18 protein-coding genes, 2 pseudogenes and 1 riboswitch are annotated in these 23168 nt (G+C 71.3%); of the genes and pseudogenes, 12 read left to right on the top strand and 8 right to left on the bottom strand.

The window, feature by feature from the left end; translation table 11 throughout:
* Nucleotides 1-173 precede the first annotated feature (173 nt).
* The 5 genes and pseudogenes from FEF34_RS12600 to FEF34_RS42800 all read left to right on the top strand — a co-directional run.
* Nucleotides 174-1556 carry an HD-GYP domain-containing protein gene (locus FEF34_RS12600; protein WP_138053266.1) on the top strand — a complete coding sequence of 461 codons (1383 nt, stop codon included), beginning with the start codon at nt 174-176 and terminating at the stop codon, nt 1554-1556.
* Nucleotides 1553-2803: an HD-GYP domain-containing protein gene (locus tag FEF34_RS12595; protein ID WP_138053265.1), complete on the top strand. Its 1251-nt coding sequence runs from the start codon at nt 1553-1555 to the stop codon at nt 2801-2803. Before FEF34_RS12600 ends, FEF34_RS12595 begins: the two co-directional genes overlap by 4 nt.
* 131 nt (nt 2804-2934) lie before the next feature.
* On the top strand, nt 2935-3924 hold the full coding sequence (locus FEF34_RS12590; protein ID WP_138057443.1) for a tetratricopeptide repeat protein: 990 nt from the start codon (nt 2935-2937) through the stop codon (nt 3922-3924).
* Between the two features lie 66 nt (nt 3925-3990).
* Nucleotides 3991-4620, top strand: a complete 630-nt coding sequence (gene def, locus FEF34_RS12585) for a peptide deformylase (protein WP_138053264.1) — start codon at nt 3991-3993, stop codon at nt 4618-4620.
* Between the two features lie 151 nt (nt 4621-4771).
* Nucleotides 4772-4918: pseudogene (locus tag FEF34_RS42800) on the top strand (peptidase M15); the annotation flags it as partial.
* A gap of 150 nt (nt 4919-5068) precedes the next feature.
* Here the strand turns inward: FEF34_RS42800 and FEF34_RS12575 are convergent.
* The 5 genes from FEF34_RS12575 to FEF34_RS12555 form a co-directional block, all read right to left on the bottom strand.
* The gene (locus FEF34_RS12575) at nt 5069-6076 is read right to left on the bottom strand and encodes a ribonucleotide-diphosphate reductase subunit beta (RefSeq protein WP_138053263.1); all 1008 of its coding nucleotides are present in this window, start codon (nt 6074-6076) and stop codon (nt 5069-5071) included.
* Nucleotides 6077-6131: 55 nt separating this feature from the next.
* The gene (locus FEF34_RS12570) at nt 6132-8510 is read right to left on the bottom strand and encodes a ribonucleoside-diphosphate reductase subunit alpha (protein ID WP_138053262.1); all 2379 of its coding nucleotides are present in this window, start codon (nt 8508-8510) and stop codon (nt 6132-6134) included.
* A 126-nt stretch (nt 8511-8636) separates the two neighbouring features.
* Nucleotides 8637-8777, bottom strand: a riboswitch (cobalamin riboswitch).
* Nucleotides 8778-8986: 209 nt separating this feature from the next.
* Nucleotides 8987-9193, bottom strand: coding sequence for a YbdD/YjiX family protein (locus FEF34_RS12565; RefSeq protein ID WP_171052929.1), 207 nt, complete (start codon nt 9191-9193; stop codon nt 8987-8989).
* Nucleotides 9194-9203: 10 nt separating this feature from the next.
* Entirely contained in the window at nt 9204-11393 is a 2190-nt protein-coding gene (locus tag FEF34_RS12560; protein ID WP_138053261.1) for a carbon starvation CstA family protein, read from the bottom strand.
* Between the two features lie 225 nt (nt 11394-11618).
* Nucleotides 11619-12386: a GntR family transcriptional regulator gene (locus FEF34_RS12555; RefSeq protein ID WP_138057441.1), complete on the bottom strand. Its 768-nt coding sequence runs from the start codon at nt 12384-12386 to the stop codon at nt 11619-11621.
* Nucleotides 12387-12679: 293 nt separating this feature from the next.
* On the opposite strand from FEF34_RS12555, the gene FEF34_RS12550 reads away from it, so the two are divergent.
* The 4 genes from FEF34_RS12550 to FEF34_RS12535 all read left to right on the top strand — a co-directional run bounded on the left by FEF34_RS12550 (nt 12680) and on the right by FEF34_RS12535 (nt 17419).
* Nucleotides 12680-13960 carry an extracellular solute-binding protein gene (locus FEF34_RS12550; RefSeq protein ID WP_138053260.1) on the top strand — a complete coding sequence of 427 codons (1281 nt, stop codon included), beginning with the start codon at nt 12680-12682 and terminating at the stop codon, nt 13958-13960.
* 74 nt (nt 13961-14034) lie between these two features.
* Nucleotides 14035-15039 carry a carbohydrate ABC transporter permease gene (locus tag FEF34_RS12545; RefSeq protein ID WP_138057440.1) on the top strand — a complete coding sequence of 335 codons (1005 nt, stop codon included), beginning with the start codon at nt 14035-14037 and terminating at the stop codon, nt 15037-15039.
* Nucleotides 15036-15899 (top strand): carbohydrate ABC transporter permease, encoded by an 864-nt coding sequence (locus FEF34_RS12540; protein ID WP_138053259.1) that lies wholly within the window; start codon nt 15036-15038, stop codon nt 15897-15899. The genes FEF34_RS12545 and FEF34_RS12540 overlap by 4 nt, the downstream gene beginning before the upstream one ends.
* An 8-nt stretch (nt 15900-15907) precedes the next feature.
* Complete coding sequence (locus FEF34_RS12535) at nt 15908-17419, top strand: glycoside hydrolase family 3 protein (RefSeq protein WP_138053258.1); 1512 nt, start codon at nt 15908-15910, stop codon at nt 17417-17419.
* A gap of 311 nt (nt 17420-17730) precedes the next feature.
* Here FEF34_RS12535 and nagB read toward each other — a convergent pair whose 3' ends face one another.
* Nucleotides 17731-18516, bottom strand: a complete 786-nt coding sequence (nagB, locus tag FEF34_RS12530; RefSeq protein WP_138057439.1) for a glucosamine-6-phosphate deaminase — start codon at nt 18514-18516, stop codon at nt 17731-17733.
* Nucleotides 18517-18703: 187 nt separating this feature from the next.
* On the opposite strand from nagB, the pseudogene FEF34_RS12525 reads away from it, so the two are divergent.
* A pseudogene (locus FEF34_RS12525) lies at nt 18704-18955 on the top strand (SIS domain-containing protein); the annotation flags it as partial.
* Nucleotides 18956-19392: 437 nt separating this feature from the next.
* Nucleotides 19393-20859, top strand: coding sequence for a sensor histidine kinase (locus tag FEF34_RS12520; protein ID WP_138057438.1), 1467 nt, complete (start codon nt 19393-19395; stop codon nt 20857-20859).
* 220 nt (nt 20860-21079) lie between these two features.
* Here the strand turns inward: FEF34_RS12520 and FEF34_RS12515 are convergent, their stop codons facing one another.
* Entirely contained in the window at nt 21080-21337 is a 258-nt protein-coding gene (locus tag FEF34_RS12515) for a WhiB family transcriptional regulator (RefSeq protein WP_003953983.1), read from the bottom strand.
* 315 nt (nt 21338-21652) lie between these two features.
* Complete coding sequence (locus tag FEF34_RS12510; RefSeq protein WP_138053257.1) at nt 21653-22621, bottom strand: diacylglycerol/lipid kinase family protein; 969 nt, start codon at nt 22619-22621, stop codon at nt 21653-21655.
* Nucleotides 22622-22725: 104 nt separating this feature from the next.
* Here FEF34_RS12510 and FEF34_RS12505 point away from each other — a divergent pair, with 104 nt between their 5' ends.
* Entirely contained in the window at nt 22726-23160 is a 435-nt protein-coding gene (locus tag FEF34_RS12505) for a hypothetical protein (RefSeq protein WP_138053256.1), read from the top strand.
* The last annotated feature ends 8 nt before the right edge of the window (nt 23161-23168 follow it).

The raw sequence follows: 23168 nt of genomic DNA, 5'->3' as shown, positions 1-23168 counted from the left end.
TGGGGTCTCGCCCCTTCGCCGTACCCGGCCCGGTACTCCTCCGTGCGCCGCACGGGGGAGCACGCACGCGCCTGTCACCCGATGGTGCCAATCGGCCGCAACCGAGCGTCCTGACGTGGACGACTCGCTAGCCTGACGCTCTGTTCGGGGGCTGCCGAGGAGGCTGACAGCGGGTGAGACGCATTCCGGGAGCGGCGCGCGCGTACATCCTGTGCGCGGTGGTGGGCGCCGGAGTGTGCGTCCTGCCCGCCGTGCTCCCCGGGGCGGACACACCCTGGACCACCGTGGCGCTGCTGGCCGGGCTCTACGCCCTGTGCGAGGCACCGGGGCGCTGCCCCTTCCTGGGACGGACGCTCGGCGGGTCCGTGCCGGTCGGTGCCGGATCGTTCTTCCCCGTCCTGCTCGCCGCCGCTCTGCTGCTGCCACCCGCCGGGGCCGCGCTCGCCGCAGTGCCGGGGGCGCTGCTCGCCCGCGTCGAGCAGCGCCCGGGAGGCGTCCGGCGCCTCTGGCGGGTGGCACGGCTCACCCTGGCGGCGGCGGCCGCCTCTGGAGCGGCGGCCCTGTGCGGCGGTCCCTCCGCCCTCGCGGGCCCCGCCCTCCCGTACGCCCTGATTCCCGCCGTGGCCGCCGCGCTGACGTTCTGCCTCGTCGTCGCCGTGCTCGACGGTGGCATCCTCGCCACCGCCGAGCGGGTGCCGGCACGGGCCGCCTGGCGGGGGCTGCTGACGGCCTCGCTCGGCCCGCACCTCGTGCACGGGCTCGCGGGGCTGATGATGGCGGTGCTCTGGCAGAGTTCCTACGGACCGCCGGCCGCGCTGTTCGTGCTGCTGCCCATGTACATCTCGTGCTGGGTCTTCGCTCAGTACCACCGCGAGCAGGGCGCCCACCGCTCCACCATCCGCGCCCTCGTCCAGGCCGTCGACATCAAGGACCGGTACACCCGCGGGCACAGCGAGCGGGTGGGCCGGGCGAGTGTGCTGATCGCGCGCGAGCTGGGCATGGACGAGGAGCGGCTCGAAGTGCTCCGGTTCGCCGGCATCCTCCACGACGTGGGCAAGCTCGGCGTGCCCACCCGCGTGCTCCGTAAGGACGGCCCGCTGACCCCCGAGGAACGCCGGGTGATCGAGCTGCATCCCGAGTACGGGCACGAGATCGTCCGCGGCATCGGCTTCCTCGGCGAGGCCCGCTCGGCGATCCTCCACCACCACGAGCGGCTCGACGGCAGCGGCTATCCGTACGGTCTCGCCGGCCGCGAGATCCCCGAGGTCGCCCGCGTCGTCGCCGTCGCCGACGCCTTCGACGCCATGACCTCGACCCGTTCGTACAGCAGGGCGCGGCCCGTGCCCACGGCGGTCGAGGAACTCCAGCGGTGCGCGGGCACCCAGTTCGACCCCAGGATGGTCCGGGCCCTCGTCCGCGCCCTGGACCGCCACGGCTGGGAGACCTCCGTCACGGCGGACGAGCCGGCCGTGCCCGCCCAGCCGCCCCGCGGACGGGCCGGGCTCCCGGACCGGCAGAAGGCGGCACCCGCCGCCCGGAACAGGCGGGGCGGATGAGGGCCCGGGCACCGGGCGCCGCCACCGCCGTGCACGTGTCGGCGGCCGTGTTCGCCGCCGCCGGGCTCGGGTGGACCGGTTGGCACGGCGTCGCGGAACCCGTCGTCGCCCTCGCCTTCGGGACGCTCGTCGCGGTGGGCGAACTCGCCCGCTGGGGAGCACTGCCGGGCGAGCGGGAACCGGCGCCTCTCGGTGCCGCGGGCGCGCTCGCATACGCCCTGCTCGCGGAGAACGCCGGGGAGGCCACCACCCACGGCGTCCCACAGGTCGTCGCCGTCGTCACGGCCGGCGCGCTCGCCGGCGCCGTCCCGCACGTCGCCCGGGGCCGGGGACCGGCGCTCGACCATGTCGCTCGAAGGGTGGTCACGGTCACGTTCGCCGCGGTCTGCTTCCAGCCCCTCCACGGGCCGGCCGGGCCCGCGGAGGGGCTTGCCGCAGGCCCCGGTCACGCCCTGGTGATGCTGCTCGTACTGGCGCTCACGGCCCTGTGTGACGCCGTGCTCGCGGCCGTGCTGGTGCGTGCACGCACCGGTTACCCCTTCGGGCCGCTGCTGCGGGAGGAACTGCGCTCGCTCCCCGGCATCGGCTCCGCCGTCTGTGCGACCGGAGCCGTCATCGCGCTCGGCACGGCCGTCGCCGGGCTCTGGGCGCTGCCGGTGTTCTGTCTGCCGCTGCTGCTCACGCAGTTGTCGTTCCGGCGGTTCGCGGCGGTCCGTACGACGTACCGGCAGACCATCGCCTCACTCGCACGGGCCACCGAGATCGCCGGCTACACCCCGCACGGGCATGCGCGCCGGGTCGCGGCCCTGAGCGCGGCGGTCGGCCGTGAGCTGGGGCTCTCCGGGCCGGACCTGACCGTCCTGGAGTACGCGGCGCTGATGCACGACATCGGCCAGCTCTCCCTGGTGGACCCCGTACCGGACGGGGCGACCGCCCTGCTGCCCGCGCAGGAGCAGCGCAGGATCGCCCTGCTGGGCGGTGCCGTCGTCCGCCAGACCGGGGTTCCGCGGGCCGTCGCGGTGGTGGTGGAACGGCAGGCCGACCCGTACCGCGAGCAGCCGCTGCCCGCCCGTATCGTCCGTACCGTCAACGCGTACGACGATCTCACCGGTGACGGCGGGGGAAGCGCGCTCGCCGCACTGGAGCAGCTCCGGCTGGGAACCGCGCACGACCACCAGCCGGAGGTCGTGGAGTCCCTGGCCCGTGTGCTGTCGCGCGGGGGTCTCGGTCCCGCTCAGCCTGGGTAACCCATGGGTAATGAGCGGGCGTCCGACCGGGCATGGTTGGATGCGAAAGAAGGAGCACCGAGAGACAGCGGCACACAGACGCTGAGGCAATGTCCGGGGGCAGTGACCCGAGCGACCGGCAGGCGGGAATCGTGAGGATCTTCGGGAAGGTACGGCATCGGCCCTCCGCCTCTTGGCGGCAGGCCACCGACCGCGCGTTCACGCTGATCGGCGACGGCCGGTACGAGGACGCGGGCGCGCTGCTGACGCGCGCCGCGGACCTGGAGCCCTGGCTCTCCGAGTCCTGGTTCAACCTGGCCCTCCTCCACAAGTTCCGCCACGACTGGGAGCAGGCTCGTGCGGCGGGCCTGCGGGCCGTCGCCCTGCTGGACAAGGAGACGGGTGCCCCCGACTGGTGGAACGTGGGGATCGCCGCCACCGCCCTGCAGGACTGGCCGCTGGCCCGGCGTGCCTGGCAGGCCTACGGGCTGAAGGTGCCCGGCGGCCCCCGGGCCGCGGGCGGCGGGGCGGAGCCGGTCGGCATGGAGCTGGGCAGTGCCGCCGTGCGGCTGTCGCCCGAGGGTGAGGCCGAGGTCGTGTGGGGCCGCAGGCTCGACCCCGCGCGGATAGAGGTGCTGTCGATCCCGCTGCCGTCGTCCGGCCGGCGCTGGGGGGAGGTCGTCCTCCACGACGGCGTCCCGCACGGCGAACGCACCACCGCCGCCGGGCACAGCTTCCCCGTCTTCGACGAGATCGAGCTCTGGGCTCCCTCGCCCGTGCCGACCTGGGTGGTGCTGCTGGAGGCGGCGACCGAGGAGGACCGGGACGCGCTGGAGCGACTGGCCGCCGACGCCGGATTCGCGGCCGAGGACTGGTCCTCGTCGGTGCGGCTGCTCTGCCGGGCCTGTTCCGAGGGCGTGATGCCGAGTGCCGAGGGGGACGGGGAGCACCTGGATCCGCACGACCACAGCGAGCCGGGCCATCCCGGTCCGCTGGGCCACCGCACGGCCGGTGAGCTGTGGGTGCCGGAGCGGGAGTGCGGAATCGCCGCCCCCGCCGCGCTCGTCCGAGGTCTCCTCGACGGCTGGGTGGCGGACAGCCCCGACAGCCGCGAGTGGCGCGATCTCGAGGAAGTCTGCTGACCACTGCCGCCGGGCCGTAGGCTGTACGGGTCATCGAGACGGTTTTGAGGAAGGCTTACGGCGGAAATGGCGCAGCAGGAGACGGACGAGCAGACCAACGACGGCTTCGTCGTCGACACGGAGGACTGCGAGGAGCGCGAGCAGGCGTACCGTGAGCGGGGCAGTGCCCGTCCCATCACCGTCGTCGGCAATCCGGTGCTCCACAAGGAGTGCCAGGACGTCACCGAGTTCGACGACAAGCTCGCGGCGCTGATCGACGACATGTTCGCCAGCCAGCGGGCGGCCGAGGGCGTGGGCCTGGCCGCCAACCAGATCGGCGTGGACCTCAAGGTCTTCGTCTACGACTGCCCGGACGACGAGGGCGCGCGCCACGTGGGCGTCGTGTGCAACCCGGTGCTCCAGGAGTTGCCGCCGGAGCGCCGGGCCCTCGACGACTCCAACGAGGGCTGCCTGTCGGTCCCGACGGCGTACGCGTCGCTCGCCCGCCCGGACTACGCCGAGGTGCACGGCCAGGATGCCGAGGGCAGGCCGATCAAGGTGCGCGGCACCGGCTACTTCGCGCGCTGCCTGCAGCACGAGACGGACCACCTGTACGGCCGGCTCTACATCGACCGGCTGTCGAAGCGGGACCGCAAGGACGCGCTGCGGCAGATGGCGGAGGGAACGCCGCGCTACGAGACGGTGCCCAACGACTGACCCGCGTCCGACGGCCGTTCCGGCACGTCGGGAGTTCCTGCCCGCGCCCCGCCCCGAACACGGTGGCGGGGTGCGGGCGTTACCGCCACCGGGCCGGCAGATGACGGCTTCCCGAGCCCTGTTGACGCGCGTCGGCGGACCTGGGCGCCGCGGCCCGCACTCGCTGTGCATCCTCGCCCGGCAGGCCCGCGACCACGGCTTCAACGGCATCCTCGGCCCCGGCTGTCCGGGCCACGGCGACCCCACGCACGTCGACCGCCGTGCGAGCCGCTTCTGGTCGGCGTCCGGCTGCGGGATCCGAACGGCGGGCTCGGCGGCCGAGGCGACGGGTGAGCCCGTCCCGTGGGCCGCGCCGGGCGGAACGACGCGACGACGACACGGGCGGGTGCCCGGACCGATCCGCGGTCCGGGCACCCGCCCGTACACCCGGCTCCGCCGGGCGCCGTCCTCAGAAGTCCTCGTCCAGATCGACCGTGCCCTCCACGGCGACCTGGTACGCCGACGGCCGGCGCTCGAAGAAGTTCGTCAGTTCCTGCACGCCCTGCAGCTCCATGAAGGAGAAGGGGTTCCGGGAGCCGAACACCGGGGCGAAGCCGAGCCGGCTCAGCCGCTGGTCGGCGACGCATTCCAGGTACTCGCGCATCGACTCGGTGTTCATTCCCGGCAGACCGTCGCCGCACAGGTCGCGGGCGAACTGCAGCTCCGCCTCGACCGCCTCCTTCAGCATGTCCGTGACCTGCTGGCCGAGCGCGTCGTCGAAGAGCTCCGGCTCCTCCTTGCGGACCGTGTCCACGACCTCGAACGCGAAGTCCATGTGCATGGTCTCGTCCCGGAACACCCAGTTCGTCCCGGTCGCCAGCCCGTGCAGCAGACCCCGCGAACGGAACCAGTACACATAGGCGAAGGCCCCGTAGAAGAACAGTCCCTCGATGCAGGCCGCGAAGCAGATCAGGTTCAGCAGGAAGCGGCGGCGGTCGGCCTGCGTCTCCAGCCGGTCGATCTTCTCGACCGAGTCCATCCACCGGAAGCAGAACTGGGCCTTCTCCCGGATCGACGGGATGTTCTCCACCGCGGCGAAGGCCGCGGCGCGGTCCTCGGGATCGGGCAGATAGGTGTCCAGCAGCGTCAGATAGAACTGGACGTGCACGGCTTCCTCGAAGAGCTGCCGCGACAGGTACAGGCGCGCCTCGGGGGAGTTGATGTGCTTGTACAGCGTCAGCACGAGGTTGTTCGCGACGATCGAGTCGCCGGTCGCGAAGAAGGCGACCAGGCGACCGATCAGGTGCTGCTCGCCCGGGGTGAGCTTGGCGAGGTCGGCGACGTCCGAGTGGAGGTCGACCTCCTCCACCGTCCAGGTGTTCTTGATGGCGTCCCGGTAGCGGTCGTAGAAATCCGGGTAGCGCATCGGGCGCAGCGTCAGCTCGAAGCCCGGGTCGAGCAGGTTCTTGTCGTTCATAGCAGTCGGCGCGGGGCGCCGTCCTCCAGCGGTGGTGTGCGGATGGCGGGCGGAGCTACTGGCAGGCCTCGCAGGACTCCGGGTTCTCCAGGGAGCAGGCGACGGCATCGGGGTCGGCGGCCTGCTGGACGGGGATGGCGGCGGCCGGCGCCGCGCCCGAGGCGGCGCGGGCGATCCTGGTCGCGGGACGGGAACGCAGGTAGTACGTGGTCTTCAGGCCCTGCTTCCACGCGTACGCGTACATCGAGGAGAGCTTGCCGATGGTCGGCGTCTCCAGGAACAGGTTCAGCGACTGGGACTGGTCGAGGAACGGCGTGCGCGCCGCCGCCATGTCGATCAGGCCGCGCTGGGGGATCTCCCAGGCGGTGCGGTACAACGCCCGGACCTCCGCGGGGATCCAGTTCAGGCCCTGCACCGAGCCGCCCGAGTCGCGCAGCGCCTCACGCGTCTGCGCGTCCCAGACGCCGAGCTTCTTCAGGTCGTCCACCAGATAGGAGTTCACCTGGAGGAACTCGCCCGACAACGTCTCGCGCTTGAAGAGGTTGGAGACCTGCGGCTCGATGCACTCGTACACACCCGCGATCGACGCGATCGTCGCCGTCGGCGCGATCGCGAGGAGGAGCGAGTTGCGCAGGCCGGTGGCGGCGACGCGCCCGCGCAGTGCGGCCCAGCGCTCCGGCCAGGCGAGCTCGGCGTCGTAGTGGTCGGGGTGCAGCACCCCGCGGGCGGTGCGGGTCCGCTCCCAGGCCGGGAGTGGCCCGTTGCGCTCCGCGAGGTCGCAGGACGCCTCGTAGGCGGCCAGCATGATCCGCTCCGCGATCCGCGTCGACAGGGCCTTCGCCTCGGCGGAGTCGAAGGGCATGCGCAGGCTGAAGAACACGTCCTGGAGGCCCATGGCGCCGAGGCCCACCGGGCGCCACTTGGCGTTGGAGCGGCCGGCCTGTTCGGTCGGGTAGAAGTTGATGTCGACCACCCGGTCGAGGAAGGTGACGGCGGTGCGGACGGTGTCGTCCAGCCGCTCCCAGTCGATCACGTCCTCGCCGTCGGCGGCGTCCCGCACCACGAACGCGCCGAGGTTGACCGAGCCGAGGTTGCACACGGCGGTCTCGCCGTCGTCCGTGACCTCGATGATCTCGGTGCAGAGGTTGGAGGAGTGGACGACGGTGCCGGGCTCCGCGGTCTGGTTGGCGGTGCGGTTGGAGGCGTCCTTGAAGGTCATCCAGCCGTTTCCGGTCTGGGCGAGGGTGCGCATCATGCGCCCGTAGAGCTCACGGGCGGGGATGGTGCGGCGGGCGAGCCCGGCGGCCTCCGCCCTGCGGTAGGCGGCGTCGAAGTCGTCGCCCCAGAGGTCCACGAGGTCGGGCACGTCCGCGGGGGAGAACAGCGACCACTCGGCGTCGGCGTTCACCCGGCGCATGAACTCGTCGGGGATCCAGTGCGCCAGGTTGAGGTTGTGCGTGCGGCGCGCCTCCTCGCCCGTGTTGTCGCGCAGCTCCAGGAACTCCTCGATGTCCGCGTGCCACGTCTCCAGGTAGACGCAGGCCGCGCCCTTGCGCCGGCCTCCCTGGTTGACGGCCGCCACCGACGAGTCCAGTGTGCGGAGGAAGGGCACGATGCCGTTGGAGTGCCCGTTGGTGCCGCGGATGAGCGAACCGCGGGAGCGGATGCGGGAGTACGACAGCCCGATGCCGCCGGCGTGCTTCGAGAGCCGTGCCACCTGGTGGTAGCGCTCATAGATGGAGTCCAGCTCGTCCAGCGGCGAGTCCAGCAGGTAGCAGGACGACATCTGGGGGTGCCGGGTGCCGGAGTTGAAGAGCGTGGGGGAGGACGGCAGGTAGTCGAGGCGGCTCATCAGCCCGTAGAGGGAGGCCACTTCGTCCAGCGCGCGCGGGGACTCGTCCTCGGCGAGACCGCAGGCGACGCGCAGCATGAAGTACTGCGGGGTCTCGATGACCTCGCGGGTGATGGGGTGCCGGAGCAGATAGCGGCTGTAGAGGGTGCGCAGGCCGAAGTACCCGAAGCGGTCGTCGGCGGCCGGGTCGACCAGCGAGTCGAGGCGCCGGGCGTGGGCCCGCACGAACGCGGCCGTGCGGTCCGCGATCAGTCCTTCGCGGCTTCCGACGGCGATGGAGGCGGAGAACGCGGTCGCCCCCTGCCCGGCCGCCTCCTCCGCGATGGTGAGGGTGAGCAGCCGGGCCGCGAGCCGGGAGTACGCCGGGTCCTCGGAGATCAGGCCGGCGGCCGCCTCCGTGGCCAGTTCGCGCAGTTCGGCCTCGTCCGAGCCCGCGTGCCGGCCCCGGAGGGCGGCGGCGGCGACCCGGCCGGGGTCGGCGTCGGGCAGGTCCGCGGTGAGCTCGGTCAGGGTCCGCAGGAGCGCGGTGCCTGGTCCGTCGGCGAGCTGCGCTGAAGCAGGATCGGGCGGCGCGATGGTCACGGGGTGCTCTCCCTCGCTCGGCTGAGGGCCGGCGGGGCAGGGGGCACGGACGCACACCCGGGCAGGGTGGACCGCGTCCACCGGCCTATTCCGCGAGGCCCGGACGTCTGGGCACCCGAGCCGGACGGTCCGGGCGCACCGTCGGCAGGTCCTCGGACTCACGGGCGTACGAGGACCTGGAACAGGCCCCGCGCACGCCGTCACACCGTTGCGGGACAGTTCCGGATTCCCACCGGATTCCCCTGCGGCGACAGCGAGCATGAGCATACATGTGGGGGCGGTGAGTTGCGGAACCCCCCACATGTTGTGTCGTGGCCCCGCTCGGGGCCCAGGGCACGCGTGGCGGGCGGGCACGGGTGGCCGGCCGGTCCGGGCGTCCGTGCGAAGCCGGGCCGAGGGCTCCACGGTCACGGCGACGGGCCTCCGCGTTCCCGGAGGGAACGCGGAGGCCCGTGTGCGTCCGCCGGCGGGGGCGTTCAGCAGCAGCGGAATCCCTTGCGGGGGTCCGACTCCCGCTCGTCCATGCGGCGGCGTTCGAACTCGCGGCGGGACATGACCTCCGCGTCGGGGTCGTGCGACCGTGCATGGGTCACGTAACGGTCGTACACCGACTCGCCCGAGACCTCGCGCACGTACCAGCGGACCCAGTCCACCGCCCGCCGTACTCCGCTCACCGCAGCCATGACTCCCACGCTACTCACGCCTTGCCGTGCCCGCAGCCTCGGCGCCCGCACCGACCGCCGCGAGCTCCGCCTTCTCCTCCTTGGTCGGGAACAGCCCGGCGGGCGCGACCAGTTTCGACTCGACGTACGGGACCTCGGCGAGCCGGACGGTCTCGGGCTCGCTGACCGCCTTGAAGCAGACCCGGCCGGCGTCGGCCAGGACCACCACGATGAGCAGGGCGAACAGTGCGCAGAGCACCCCGTCGACGGTCGAGTTGGTGACGATGGTGTGCATGTCGTCCATCGACTTCGCCGGAGCCAGCACCTCGCCGGAGTCGATGCCCGCCTGGTACTTGTCGCGCTGGGCGAAGAAGCCCACCTTCGGGTCGCCGGAGAAGATCTTCTGCCAGCTGGCGGTGAGGGTGACCGTGGCGTCCCAGGCGAGCGGGACGGCCGTGACCCACGCCCACTTGAGACGTCCGGACTTCACCAGCAGCGTGGTGCAGACGGCCAGGGCGACGGCCGCGAGGAGCTGGTTGGCGATGCCGAAGAGCGGGAAGAGCTGGTTGATTCCGCCGAGCGGGTCGTGCACGCCGACCCAGAGGAAGTAGCCCCAGCCGCCGACGACCACCGCGCTCGCGAACCAGACGCCCGGCTTCCAACTGACCTGCTTCATCGGCTTGTAGACGTTGCCCAGCGTGTCCTGGAGCATGAAGCGGCCCACCCGGGTGCCCGCGTCGACCGTGGTGAGGATGAACAGTGCCTCGAACATGATCGCGAAGTGGTACCAGAACGCCTTCAGTCCACCGCCGCCGATGACGGCGGAGAAGATCTCCGACATGCCGAGCGCGAAGGTCGGCGCGCCACCGGTGCGGGAGAGCAGGCTCGCCTCCTCGACGTCCTTCGCGGCCTGCGTCAACTGCTCGGGGGAGATGGTGAAGCCGAGGTTCGCGACCGCCTGGGAGGCGGAGTCCACCGTGGTACCGACGACCCCGGCGGGGGAGTTGATCGCGAAGTACAGTCCCGGGTCGAGGATGCAGGCGCAGATCATCGCCATCACCGCGACGAACGACTCGGTCAGCATCGCGCCGTAGCCGATCATCCGGATCTGGGTCTCCTTCTGGATCATCTTCGGGGTGGTGCCCGAGGAGACCAGGGAGTGGAAGCCGGAGAGGGCACCGCACGCGATGGTGATGAAGACGAACGGGAACAGCGAGCCGGCGAACACCGGTCCCTGGCCGTTGCCCGCGAACTCGGTGACGGCCGGCATCTTCAGCGTCGGCATCGCGATGACCACGCCCAGCGCGAGGAGCACGATGGTGCCCACCTTCATGAAGGTGGAGAGGTAGTCGCGCGGCGCCAGCAGCAGCCAGACCGGGAGTACGGAGGCCAGGAATCCGTAGATCACCATCCATACGACCAGGGTGCTCGGCTCCAGGGTGAAGAAGCCCGCCAGGGAGGAGTCGGCGACCCAGCCGCCCGCGATGATCGCGAGCAGCAGCAGAGCGACGCCGACGACCGAGACCTCGGTGACCCTGCCCGGCCGCAGCGTCCGCAGGTAGACGCCCATGAACAGGGCGATCGGGATCGTCATGCCGATGGAGAAGACACCCCACGGCGAGTGTGCCAGGGCGTTGACGATCACCAGCGCCAGCACCGCCAGCAGGATGATCATGATGGCGAAGACGGCGATCAGGGCCGCGACGCCGCCGAAGGGACCGATCTCGTCCCGCGCCATCTGGCCGAGCGAACGGCCGTCGCGGCGAGTGGAGAAGAACAGCGTGACCATGTCCTGGACGGCGCCGGCGAAGATCACGCCGACGATGATCCAGATCGTGCCCGGGAGGTAGCCCATCTGGGCGGCGAGGATCGGTCCGACCAGCGGTCCGGCTCCGGCGATTGCCGCGAAGTGGTGGCCGAAGAGCACCCGCCGGTCGGTCGGGTAGAAGTCGACACCGTTGTCAAGGCGTTCCGCGGGGGTGGCGCGGGTTCTGTCGGCCTTGAGGACGCGGTACTGGATGAAGCGCGCGTAGAACCGGTAGCCGATGGCGTACGACCCGAGCGCGGCCGCCAGCATCCAGACGGCGGAGACCTCCTCGCCCCGAGCGAGGGCGAGCACGCTCCAGCCGGCCGCGCCCACCAGTGCGACGAGGACCCAGACTGCGATGGACCGCGGAGTGGTTCTCCGCTGGGATGTGTTCGATGGTGCCGGCTCGGCCATGGTGTGGCTCCCGTCCCGTCGTGATCACCTGCAACGCGCAGGCAATCTAGGCGACCGTTCCGTCAGCGTCACCCCCGGCTCACGTATCGGTACGGCAACGACTGGTGCGGAGGCCCGGAGTGAGGACCCGTCGGAGCGCGCAGGCCGGGGCTGCCCACGGAGGGCGGCCCCGGCCCGCGGGGCGGACCGCCGGGGCTTCCGCCGGTGCCTGTGCGGGCGGGGCGCTCAGCCCGCCTCGGGCCGCTGCAGCCTGGCCACGAACTTGTAGCGGTCGCCGCGGTAGACCGAGCGTACCCACTCCACGGGCTCGCCGCCTGCGTCCAGCGAGTGCCGGGAGAGCATCAGCATCGGCAGACCGACATCCGTGCCGAGCAGGCCCGCCTCACGAGGGGTGGCCAGCGAAGTCTCGATGGTCTCCTCGGCCTCGGCGAGGTGGACGTCGTACACCTCGGCCAGCGCGGTGTAGAGCGAGGTGTACTTCACCAGCGACCGCCGCAGGGCGGGGAAGCGCTTCGCCGAGAGGTGCGTGGTCTCGATCGCCATCGGTTCGCCGCTCGCCAGCCGGAGGCGCTCGATACGCAGGACGCGTCCGCCGGGCGCGATGTCCAGCAGTCCGGCGAGCGTGTCGTCGGCCGTCACGTAGCCGATGTCCAGCAGTTGCGACGTGGGCTCCAGGCCCTGCGCCTTCATGTCCTCGGTGTACGAGGTCAGCTGGAGGGCCTGGGAGACCTTGGGCTTGGCGACGAACGTGCCCTTGCCCTGGATGCGTTCCAGCCGTCCCTCGACGACGAGTTCCTGGAGTGCCTGACGCACCGTCGTGCGCGAGGTGTCGAACTCGGCGGCGAGTGTGCGCTCCGGCGGGACGGGCGTGCCGGGCGGCAGCGTCTCCGTCATGTCGAGCAAGTGCTTCTTGAGCCGGTAGTACTTGGGCACGCGCGCGGTCCGGGTCGCCGTCCCGTTCTCCGGCTCGGTGCCGGCCCCGTCCGTGGCCATGGCCTGCCTTCCCGACTCGTGTGGTGCTGCCGTCACCGGCTCCTCCGTTGCTTGCGGCTCACATGGTGGCACGGTCCGGTCACGGGTCGTCGCCCTCCCTCAGGTGTCGGTCCGATAACGGACACGACAGCCCTTCTTATACACCCTTGACACCCCTAAAGGTCTAGGCCAAGCTCCGGGTACTGGTCTAAACCATTAAAGACCAAGTCCCAGCCCCACGAGCAGTACTCGGCGTCTGGCTCCGTATGTCCTCGCGGTGGGCGGGGGGTTGCAGCATCCCTGAGGAGGGTGGCGTGAAGCGCAAGCTCATCGCGGCGATCGGCGTCGCGGGCATGATGGTCGGCCTTGCCGCGTGTGGTGACGGCGACGAGGGCGGGGAGAAGGCGGGGGCGGACGTCGAGGAGCTCACCGTGTGGCTGACGGTCGACGCCCAGAACAACTGGCCCGAGCTGGTCAAGGCGGCCGACGACGCGGTCGCCGAGAAGCACCCCGGCATCAGGATCAAGCACGAGTACTACGGCTGGCCGGACAAGAACGCCAAGCTCGACGCCGTCCTCGCCACCGACAAGGCCCCCGACGTGGTCGAGATGGGCAACACGGAGATGCTCGGCTACATGGTCAAGGGCGCCTTCGCCGAGGTCGACCCGAAGCAGTTCGACCAGTCCGACGCCTGGCTCGACGGCCTTGAGGAGTCCGTCACCTACGACGGCAAGACCTATGGCGTCCCCTACTACGCCGGTGGCCGTGTCGGCACCTGGCGCAAGGACATCGCCGCCGAGGTCGGCGTGAAGGCCACCCCGAAGACGTACGCCGAGCTGACCGCCGCCCTGGACAAGATCCAGAAGAAGAAGGGTGCCAAGTTCAGCGCCTGGTACCAGCCTTCGCCCGACTGGTACGCCGCGATGTCCTTCGTCTACGGTGCCGGCGGCTCCATCGCGGAGAACGAGGGTGGCAGGTGGAAGGCCAACCTCTCCTCGCCCGAGTCCGTCAAGGGTCTCAACGAGTACAAGTCGATCCTCGACAGGTACATGCACGGCGACAAGACGAAGGACGAGTCCGACCGTCACATCGTCTTCGGGCAGGGCAACTCGGCGGCCATCTTCGGCGCGGCGTGGGAGGGCGGCGCCGCGGCGGCCCCGGAGACGGACAAGGTCGGCAAGCTCGCCGACAAGCTCGAGACCTTCGTGATGCCCGGCCCGTCCGGTCAGCCGCTCCCGGTCTTCCTCGGCGGCTCCGACCTCGCCATCCCGGTCAAGTCCAAGGCGCAGGGCGTCGCCGCCGAGTGGATCAACGCCTTCACCGGCGCCCAGGGGCAGAAGGGCCTGCTCGCCAAGGGCAACCTGCCCAACAACAAGACGGATCTGGCGACGCTGAAGAACGACCCGAAGACGGTTGTTCCGGCGACGGCCGCCGAGTCCAACTGGTTCGTCCCGATGGCACCCGGCTGGGGCCAGGTGGAGAAGGCCCAGACCCTGAAGACGATGCTCCAGGAGATCGGCACCGGCAAGAAGTCGGTCGAGGAGGCCGCGAAGGCGGCCGACGAGGCGATCGACAAGGTCATCAACAGCAAGTGACCTTCCGGCAGGGCTCCGTCGTCGACGACGGAGCCCTGCTCCCGTACGAGGAGAGGGACCGCTGGGAGCGCCCGATGAGTGCCGCAGACACAACCACTGCCAAGGTGCCGCCGACGCGGCCGTCAACAGTCCCGGGCGCCGGCGGGGGGACCGGGGGAGCGGGGAGGTCGGCCGTGCGGCGGCGCGCGGCCGGCGGGGCCGCGCTCCCGTGGACCCTGCTCGCCCCCTGCCTGCTCGTCCTGCTGCTGGTCCTCGGCTATCCGCTGGCCCGGCTCGTCACCCTCGCGTTCCAGAAGTTCGGGCAGCCGCAGCTCTGGGGATTCCAGGAGCCCGAGTCGGTCGGCTTCGCCAACTTCACCAAGATCCTCGGAGACGGGGAGTTCTGGGCCGTCGTCGTCCGCACGATCGTCTTCGCGGGCGGCGCGGTGATTCTCACCATGGTCCTCGGCATGCTGACCGCCCTGCTGCTGCAGCGGGTGTCCGGCTGGGTGAAGACCCTGGTCAACATCGCGCTGGTGGCGAGCTGGGGCATGCCCGTCATCGTCGCCACCGCCATCTTCAAATGGCTGTTCGACACCGACTACGGCGTGCTCAACTGGCTGCTGAGCAGGCTGCCCGGCGTCGACATGATCGGGCACAACTGGTTCGCCAGCGGCCCGCAGGGCCTCGCCGTCATCATGCTGCTCGTCGTCTGGGGCGCCGTGCCCTTCGTGGTGATCACGCTCAGCGCGGGTCTCACCCAGGTGCCCAAGGAACTCGAGGAGGCGGCCCGGCTCGACGGCGCCGGCTCGTGGGGCGTCTTCCGCTACGTCACCCTGCCGGTCCTCAAGCCCATCATCGTCATGCTCACGACCCTCTCGGTCATCTGGGACATGGGCGTCTTCCCGCAGGTCTTCGTGATGCGGGGCGGCCGCCCGGAGGCCGAGTTCCAGCTGCTGACGACGTACTCGTACGACAAGGCCTTCGTGGTCAACGACTACGGCGGCGGCTCGGCGATCGCTTTGGTGACGGTCGTCCTGCTGCTCGGTGTGGTCGCCGTCTACATGCGCCAGATGCTCAAGATCGGAGAAGTCGAGTGAGCGCCGTGACCAAGAGCGCCGCCCCGAGCCGCCGCGGGAGGCCCGGCCGCGGCCGGCTCGGCTGGAACCTGCTCGGTCTGCTGGTCTTCGTCGCCGCCGGCTTCCCCGTCTACTGGATGCTGAATACGGCCTTCAAGCCCGCGAAGGACGCGATCGACCCGGACCCGCATTTCTTCCCCGGGACTTTCACCCTGGAGAACTTCTCGCGTGCCTTCGACGTCGCCGACTTCTGGGGACCGGTCGGCCGCAGCCTCGTCGTCTCGCTGGCCGTGGTGCTCATCGGCATCGTGGTCGGGATGCTGGCGGCGCTCGCGATCTCACGCTTCGCCTTCCGCGGCCGCAAGATCGTGATCGTGGGCATCCTGGCCGTCCAGATGGTCCCGCTGGTCGCGATGATCATCCCGGTCTTCCTGCTCCTGAACGACCTGGGCCAGTACGACAGGCTCACCGGCCTGATCATCACGTACCTCACCTTCATCCTCCCCTTCACGGTGTGGACGCTGCGCGGGTTCATCGTCAACATCCCCAGGGAACTGGAGGAGGCGGCGATGGTCGACGGCTGCACCCGTACCGGCGCCTTCGTGCGGGTGGTCTTCCCGCTGCTCGCTCCGGGCATGGTGGCCACGTCGGTGTACGGCTTCATCCAGGCGTGGAACGAGTACCTGTACGCGCTGATGCTGATGAGTCAGCAGAACCAGACCGCCACCGTCTGGCTCGGCAACTTCACCACCAAGCACGGCACCGAGTACGCGCCGATGATGGCCGGCGCCACGATGATGGCCGTCCCCATCGTGATCCTCTTCCTCCTCGTCCAGCGCAAGATGGCCGCGGGTCTGACGGCCGGCGCAGTGAAGGGATGACGCCTTTCATGACAACGCTCGTGGACCGCACCGACACGCTCACCCGTGACGCCCTCGCCGTGCTGCAGCCCGGCTTCGTCGGCACCACGGCACCCGACTGGCTGCTGCGCCGGATCGGCGAAGGTCTCTCCTCCGTCGGGCTGTTCGGCCGCAACATCGTCTCGCCCGGACAGCTCACGGCTCTCACGGCCCGATTGCGGGCGGAACGCGAGGACGTCCTCGTCGCGATCGACGAGGAGGGCGGCGACGTCACGCGGCTGGAGGTCCGTACCGGCTCCTCGTTCCCCGGCAACTACGCGCTCGGCTCGGTGGACGACGTCGAGCTGACCCGGGCGGTGGCCGCGGAGCTCGGCCGCCGGCTCGCCGCGTGCGGAGTGGACCTCAACTGGGCCCCATCGGCCGATATCAACTCGAATCCGAGTAATCCGGTCATCGGGGTGCGTTCCTTCGGACCCGACCCCGCCCTGGTGGCCCGGCACACCGCCGCGTACGTCCACGGCCTCCAGTCCGCGGGAGTCGCTGCATGTACCAAGCATTTCCCGGGACACGGTGACACCGCCATCGACTCGCACCACGCCCTGCCGCGGATCGATGTGGAGTTGGCCACGTTGCACTCCCGTGAGCTGCGGCCTTTCCGGGAGGCCGTTTCGGCGGGTTCCAAGTCCGTCATGAGCGCGCATATCCTGCTACCCGCGCTCGACCCGGATCGCCCGGCGACCCTGAGCCCGCGGATCCTCACCGGACTGCTGCGCCAGGAGCTGGGCTACGACGGACTGATCGTCACCGACGGCATGGAGATGCAGGCCATCTCGGCGGTCCACGGGATCGAGCGCGGCAGCGTCCTCGCGATCGCCGCCGGTGCCGACGCGATCTGTGTGGGCGGCGGCCTGGCCGACGAGGACACCGTGCTGCGACTGCGCGACGCGCTGGTCACCGCGGTACGCAGGGGCGAGCTGCCCGAGGAGCGACTGGCCGACGCGGCCGCGCGGGTGCGTGCGCTCGCGGACTGGACCAGGGGGGCCAGGGGGGCGGCATCGGGGCCGGGCGCGGCTTCACAGGAGGGGACCGCGCCCGGCGCCGAGATCGGCCTGACGGCCGCGCGCCGGGCCGTGCGCGTGACGGTGGGGCGGTACCCCCGTGAACCGCTGACCACCGCGCCGTACGTCGCCGCGTTCACGCCCGTGGCCAACATCGCCGTCGGTGACGAGACCCCGTGGGGCGTCGCGGCGGAACTCGCCCGCCTGTTCCCCGGCACGGAGACCGGCGCGTACGCGGACGCCGCCGTCGACGACGTCCTCCTGGCGGCCGGCGGCCGCCGCGTCGTGGCCGTCGTCCGCGACGCCCACCGGCACCCGTGGATGTCGCAGTCCCTGGACGCCCTCGTCGCCGCCCGCCCCGACACGATCGTCGTGGAGATGGGGCTCAACGCCGCTCCGCCCCGGGGGGCGCTCCACGTGGCCACCCACGGCGCTGCCCGGGTCTGCGGGGTCGCGGCGGCGGAGGCCGTCACCGGTACCTGAGGACCACGCGCCCGGCGGCCCCGCAAGGGCGTGTCCGGCGGCCGGACCGAGGGCGCCCCGCCCGGCCCGGCCACCGGACCGGGGGCCCGGACGTCCCGGCGGCCGGACACCGGAGGAGGACGGCCGCGCGCCGGCCGTCGAGCCCGGTCGCGAAAACGGCGATGCCGGGCCGCCCGATCGACGGGCGGCCCGGCATCGCCGTTCGTCCGCGCGGTGGCCCGGCGGCCGGCGCGCGTCCCCGCCCGGCCCTTCGCACTCCGCGCTCCGGCCCCGTGCCCGTGCTCTCGGGGCGGGCCCGGGTGCCGTCCGTGCTACAGACCCTGCCAGGCGGGCTTGTTCGCGTACGTGTGGCGGAAGTAGTCCGCCAGCTTCAGCTTCGACGCGGCGGCCTCGTCGACCACCACCGTCGCGTGCGGGTGCAGCTGCAGCGCCGAGGCGGGGCACACGGCCGCGACCGGGCCCTCCACGCTCGTCGCGACAGCATCGGCCTTGCCGTCCCCGATGGCGAGCAGTACCAGGTGCCGGGCTTCGAGGATCGTCCCGATGCCCTGGGTGATGACGTGGTGCGGCACCTGCTCGATGTCGCCCTCGAAGAAGCGTGCGTTGTCCACACGCGTCTGCTCGGTCAGTGTCTTGATCCTCGTTCGCGAGGCGAGCGAGGAGCAGGGCTCGTTGAAGCCGATGTGCCCGTCCGTGCCGATCCCCAGCAGCTGCAGGTCGACACCGCCCGCCGCCGCCAGCGCCGCGTCGTACGCCGCGCAGGCGGCCCGGACGTCGTCCGCGCCGCCGTCCGGGCCCATGAACGCGTCGGGGCTCAGCCCGAGCGGCTCCACGACCTCGCGCAGCACCACGGAGCGGTACGACTCGGGGTGCCCGGCGGGCAGCCCCACGTACTCGTCGAGCTGCGCTACCCGGGCCCGGGAGACGTCCACGGCCCCGGCCCGGACCTCCGAGGCCAGCGCCTCGTAGACGGGCAGCGGTGTCGATCCCGTGGCCACCCCGAGCAGTGCGTCGGGCTTGCGGCGGAGCAGTTCCGCGATGCCCCGCGCGATGAGCTCCCCGCCTGCCTTGGCGTCCTGGACGATGACAACTTCCACGCTGGGCCTGCCGATCGATTGAGAGGTCATGTGGTATAGACCAATCTAGCAGAGTGGAGTGGCCCCCCGGTGAATCCCGGCCGGCGGGTGAGCGGTGCCCCGTGGCCGACCGGCCCCGGACCGTACGGGAGGCGCACGCCATGTCCACCGCGACGTCCGGGGGCGCGGCGAACGGCCGGGCCGGATCATGGCCGGGGAGGTGGCTGAACAGCCCGCGGTCCTGCGCCGGATCCTCGCCGAGGGCGCGCCGCGAATCCACGAGGCCGCCGCCGCGATCGCCGAGCGCAAGCCCAGGTCCGTGCTGCCGACCGCGCGCGGCACGTCCGACAGCGCCGCGCTCCACGCCAAGTGCCTGCCGGAGATCCTTCCGCTCCAGCTGCCGGCTTACGAGCCGACCGTCGCCCGCCGCCAGGACGCCGACGCCCCGCGGGCCCTCGTCGAGATCACGGAGACGCGCTGACCCGCGCCGCCGGGGGTTCGGACCGCCGCCGGTCCGCGCGCCGGGGTTCCCGATGCCGCGCTCCGGCCCCTGAAAGACCCGCGGGCCGCGGCGCCGGGACGGGACCCTCAACCCGTCCGGCACCGCAGCCCGGAGTTGCCCGGCCGGCGGGTGTGCGGTCCCGGTCGGCCGTGTGGAGGCCCGCGGCGCAGTCAGGGCAGAGAGCGCCGGGTCCTCGGTCCACCCTCCTGTGCGGGGAGGGCGGAGGTCTTCTGTTGTCCGCAGTCCGGGTGGCGTTCCGGCAGGACGGTGTCATTGTGGACTAGACCATTCTGTCCTGTCCATCCATCTGCGCACACACTTTCCCGGCCCATCCTCCCCTACGGAGGCCCGTCCCGTCAGGTTCTCACCAAAGGTACGCTCACAACGTGCCCTCCATGAACGACCTCGTACGCCAGCACACCGCTCTGAGCGAGTCCGACCTCGAGTGGCTGCACCTGCTGGTCTCGGAGTGGCAACTGCTCTCCGACCTCTCCTTCGCGGACCTCGTCCTCTGGGTCCCCACCCTGGACGGCGCGCGGTACGTCTCCGTCGCCCAGATGCGGCCGAACACGGGACCCACCTCCTACCAGGACGACATGGTCGGCCACCTGGTTCCCCGCGGCCGCCGTCCACTGCTCGACGCCGCACTCGACGAGGGCCGCATCGTGCGCGAGGGCGATCCCGAGTGGCGCGAGGAGGTGCCGGTACGGGTCGAGTCGATCCCGGTCCGGCGCGACGGCCGGGTCCTCGGAGTGATCGCGCGCAACACCAACCTCCTGACGGTGCGCACCCCGAGCCGGCTCGAGCTGACCTATCTGCAGTCCGCCTCCGACCTCGCCCAGATGATCGCCGCCGGCGCGTTCCCGTTCCCCGAGCAGCAGGTCGACATGGACGCCTCGCCGCGCGCGGGCGACGGGCTGATCCGCCTCGACGCCGACGGTGTCGTCCAGTACGCGTCCCCGAACGCGTTGTCCGCGTACCACCGGCTCGGCCTCGCGGCCGATCTGGTCGGGCAGCACCTGGGCCAGATCACGGCCGAACTCGCGCCGTCCCGGGGCCCCGTCGACGAGGCCCTGGTCAAGCTCGCCAGCGGTTACGCGCCCCGGGAGGCCGAGGTGGAGGGCAACGGGGGGGTCATCCAGCTCCGCGCCATCCCGCTGAAGCCCAAGGGCATCCGCATAGGCTCCCTCGTACTGCTCCGCGACGTCACCGAACTCCGCCGTCGCGAGCGCGAGTTGATCACCAAGGACGCCACCATCCGGGAGATCCACCACCGGGTGAAGAACAACCTCCAGACGGTCGCGGCACTGCTGCGCCTCCAGGCTCGGCGGATGGACTCCGTGCGCGGCCGGGAGGCCCTCAACGAGGCGGTCCGGCGTGTCGGCTCCATCGCCATCGTCCACGAGACGCTGTCCCAGAACCTGGACGAGCGGGTCGAGTTCGACGAGATCGCCGACCGGGTGCTCGCCATGGTGGCGGAGATCTCGCCCGGCAAGGTCGAGTGCAGGCGCAGCGGCCGCTGCGGCATCCTCGACGCCGAGGTCGCCACGCCGCTCTCCATGGTCCTCACCGAAGTGCTGCAGAACGCGCTGGAGCACGCCTTCGCCCCCGGGGAGCACGGCACGGTCGAGGTGTCCGCGGTACGCGGCGGCCCCCGCTCGGCCGAGCGGCTGCTGATCACCGTGGAGGACGACGGCCGGGGGCTGCCCGCGGACTTCGACCCGCAGACGGCGGGCAACCTGGGGCTCCAGATCGTGAGGACCCTGGTGGAGGGGGAGTTGGGCGGCACCTTCGACATGAAGCCGGCCACCGGGCGGGGTACCCGGGTCGTCCTCGACATTCCCGTGCAGAGCCAGAAGTAGCCGGGGCCCGCCCGAGGGGCGCCGCCATGCCGCTTCCACGGCCGGGACGGGGTGAGGGCTCCGGGCCGTCCGTTCCCCCGTGCACAGCAGCGAGCCCCGGACCGTTCGTGATGGTCCGGGGCTCGAAAGCTTTAGGATACTGCTGCGCGCTGCGGCTCGGGGGCGGTGAATGCGTACTCGCCGTACGCGCCGCCGGGCTCAGGCTGTTGGCAGGGGGCTTTCAGGCGCTCGCGTTGCGCGCCCGGTTGCGGGCGGCGCGGCGCTTCATCGCGCGGCGCTCGTCCTCGCTGAGGCCACCCCAGACGCCGGAGTCCTGACCGGACTCGAGCGCCCACTGCAGGCACTGCTCCATGACGGGGCAGCGACGGCAGACGGCCTTGGCTTCCTCGATCTGCAGCAGCGCAGGACCGGTGTTGCCGATGGGGAAGAACAGCTCGGGGTCTTCCTCGCGGCAAACGGCGTTGTGACGCCAGTCCATGGCTGCTACCTCTCTTGGTATTACATGCAGGTTGCTTGTGAATGTGAACGCTTTCACGAATCCCCCCGCAAGTGAAGGTCCGACGCCCAGATGAACTGGTTGTGGTCCAGGTTGAGGAGGGGTTCTGGCTCTCTGGGAGGCCGGTCCTGCGGGCCGTCCCGATCGCCATGTAGAGATTCGCAAACCTCGGCGGCGGATACAACCCCTTCCGGAAAGTTTTTTTTGATTCCTCGGTGTCGACTAGGTCACAGCCGTACTTCCATGGGGTGGACCCGCGCCTAAACGTTCGACTGGAAGGACTTTCGCCCCTTCCGCTCACACAATCACACGCAGTGCACGGCGTACGCCTGTGAACGTCACGCTGCTGCGTAGTCCAAGGTGGTCGCCGTCCATCTGGAAGGGCAGCGCCACCTTCGAATGCAAGGCGAAGTCCGTGAGGTCGTGAAAAGAGGCCACGTGCTTGCCGCGCGGGCCGCGATCCGGGGTCGAGGTGAGCAGCTGGGTCGCGTAGCGGGCCAGGGCGGCGGTCGACAGCCGGCCCAGGCCGAGGACGTCCAGGGCGCAGTCGAAGGACGCCGCCGGAGCCGCGTACACCGGACGATTCCCCAGGTAGGTCCAGGGAGAGGTGTTGCAGACGATGGACAGCACCAGATTGCGCACGGGGTCCGCCCCGGGGCGTTCCAGGGTGATCGCGCCGCTGCGGCGGTGCGGGTCGGCGAGGAACTGCCGTGCCGCCTGGCGTATGTAGAGGGAGTGCGTGGAGATCCTGCCGCGCTCCCGCTGCTGCTCGACCCGGCCGACGACCCCGGCGTCGAATCCGAAACCGGCACAGAACGTGAACCAGCGCGGCGGAACGCCTTCGTCCGGGGTGTCCGGCGTACCGGCCGCTATGCCGAGGCCGACCGTGCGGCCACTGCCCGTCTCCAAGGCGTCCAGGATCGCTCCGGTGGCCTCCACGGCGTCGTTCGGCAGCCCCAGGGCGCGGGCGAAGACGTTCGTGGAGCCGCCGGGGACGACGGCGAGGCGCGGCAGGGCGTCCGGGTCCGGGCCCGCGTGCAGCAGCCCGTTCACAACCTCGTTGACCGTGCCGTCGCCGCCCAGTGCCACGACCAGGTCGATGTCGTCGGAGTCGGCGGCGCGGCGGCCGAGGTCGCGAGCGTGGCCGCGGTACTCGGTGGTGACGGCCTCCAGCTTCATCTCGCTCGCGAGGGCGTGGATGAGCACGTCACGGGTGCGGGCACTGGTGGTGGTTGCCGCCGGATTGACCACGAGGAGTGCGCGCATGGCCGCCAGCGTACCTACCAAGGGGTACGCGGCCCAGTCCGGGGCGAGCGGCCCCGGTGCCGCCCGTCCGCGGGGCGCATCGGACCCGGGGCTACCCTGCAGGGGTGAGCAGTGCTGAGCAGACCCCCGAGACCTCCCCCGGCGCACCCGCGAAGCGGCCCGGGCGGCTGACCGCGGCGGCAGCCCTGTGCGGGCTGGAGGCCCTGGCCCTGTTCGCCGGCGGCCTCTACATGCTGGTGTCGGGCCTGACCGGTACCCCGGAGAGCACGTCGCAGGCCGAGACGGGCGGAGTGACGCTGATCGCACTGGGTGCCATTCCCCTGCTCGCGGCCCGCGGACTGCTGTTCAGGCGTACCTGGAGCCGTGGGCCCGCGATCATCACCCAGATCATGGCGCTGCCGGTGGCCTGGACCCTGCTCCGCTCGTCGGGCGCCCTGATCCCGGCGGGCATCGTGCTGGCGGTCGTGGCCGTCACCTCGCTGGCGCTGCTCCTCAACCCGCGCACGACGGAGGCGCTGGGCATCCGCGGCCGGGCATAGCCTCCGGC

It is taken from the genome of Streptomyces marianii, assembly GCF_005795905.1.
Lineage (GTDB): Bacteria > Actinomycetota > Actinomycetes > Streptomycetales > Streptomycetaceae > Streptomyces > Streptomyces marianii.
The sequence above is the reverse complement of the archived record's forward strand: the minus strand, read 5'-3'. Positions and strand labels throughout refer to the sequence as shown.

Excerpts from the sequence above, each read along its gene's own strand:
- FEF34_RS12595 (WP_138053265.1), top strand. The coding sequence starts at position 1,553 with ATGAGGGCCCGGGCACCGGGCGCCGCCACCGCCGTGCACGTGTCGGCG.
- def (WP_138053264.1), top strand. The coding sequence starts at position 3,991 with ATGGCGCAGCAGGAGACGGACGAGCAGACCAACGACGGCTTCGTCGTC.
- FEF34_RS12575 (WP_138053263.1), bottom strand. The coding sequence starts at position 6,076 with ATGAACGACAAGAACCTGCTCGACCCGGGCTTCGAGCTGACGCTGCGC.
- FEF34_RS12565 (WP_171052929.1), bottom strand. The coding sequence starts at position 9,193 with ATGGCTGCGGTGAGCGGAGTACGGCGGGCGGTGGACTGGGTCCGCTGG.
- FEF34_RS12560 (WP_138053261.1), bottom strand. The coding sequence starts at position 11,393 with ATGGCCGAGCCGGCACCATCGAACACATCCCAGCGGAGAACCACTCCG.
- FEF34_RS12555 (WP_138057441.1), bottom strand. The coding sequence starts at position 12,386 with ATGGCCACGGACGGGGCCGGCACCGAGCCGGAGAACGGGACGGCGACC.
- FEF34_RS12545 (WP_138057440.1), top strand. The coding sequence starts at position 14,035 with ATGAGTGCCGCAGACACAACCACTGCCAAGGTGCCGCCGACGCGGCCG.
- FEF34_RS12535 (WP_138053258.1), top strand. The coding sequence starts at position 15,908 with ATGACAACGCTCGTGGACCGCACCGACACGCTCACCCGTGACGCCCTC.
- FEF34_RS12520 (WP_138057438.1), top strand. The coding sequence starts at position 19,393 with ATGAACGACCTCGTACGCCAGCACACCGCTCTGAGCGAGTCCGACCTC.
- FEF34_RS12515 (WP_003953983.1), bottom strand. The coding sequence starts at position 21,337 with ATGGACTGGCGTCACAACGCCGTTTGCCGCGAGGAAGACCCCGAGCTG.
- FEF34_RS12510 (WP_138053257.1), bottom strand. The coding sequence starts at position 22,621 with ATGCGCGCACTCCTCGTGGTCAATCCGGCGGCAACCACCACCAGTGCC.